The organism is Mycobacterium sp. UM_Kg27, from assembly GCF_000972905.1.
Lineage (GTDB): Bacteria > Actinomycetota > Actinomycetes > Mycobacteriales > Mycobacteriaceae > Mycobacterium.
Genome location: NZ_JRMM01000326.1, coordinates 1 through 491, shown reverse-complemented (window position 1 = coordinate 491; position 491 = coordinate 1). Strand labels below are relative to the sequence as shown.

Annotated in this window: 1 protein-coding gene; it reads right to left on the bottom strand. The window is 61.1% G+C overall.

Going from position 1 to position 491, the window contains the following annotated elements:
• Window positions 1–248: 248 nt before the first annotated feature.
• The coding region (locus LI94_RS21475) for an integrase core domain-containing protein (RefSeq protein WP_046302528.1) at window positions 249–491 on the bottom strand (243 nt) is incomplete at its 5' end.

Below are 491 nucleotides of genomic sequence, written 5' to 3'. Positions count from 1 at the left end.
CTCGAAGCTCAGCGGGATACCTGCTTGCACGTCCCATAACTCGAATCCTCCCAAGATCGGGAGTCTCCGGACTTACCGGGACGGCTCAGACCGCATCGGATGTGTTCTCTGTCTTCTCGGCGCAGTGAGGTGAGCCCCTCGTAGTGGTCCAGGTGTTGTGCGACTCTTATGCCCGATTTTCGGGCAGGAAGAATCGGCAACGACATGGCATCCAAGAAGTGAGGGGGACCCGTTTGATGGTCCAGTCGCTATGCGGCTTGGGGTTGGCGGGTCGTGGTCCACTGTAGGGCGAACTCGGCTGGGCTGAGTCCGCGGTGGGCCGAATGCGGTCGGTTGGCGTTGTAGTCGATCCTCCAATCCTCGATGATCACCCGGGCTTCCAGGAGCGAGTCGAAGCGCCAGGAGTTGAGCAGTTCGTCGCGCAGGCGGCCGTTGAACGATTCGATCCAGGCGTTCTGCCAGGGTGATCCGGGGTCGATGAACAGCGAGCC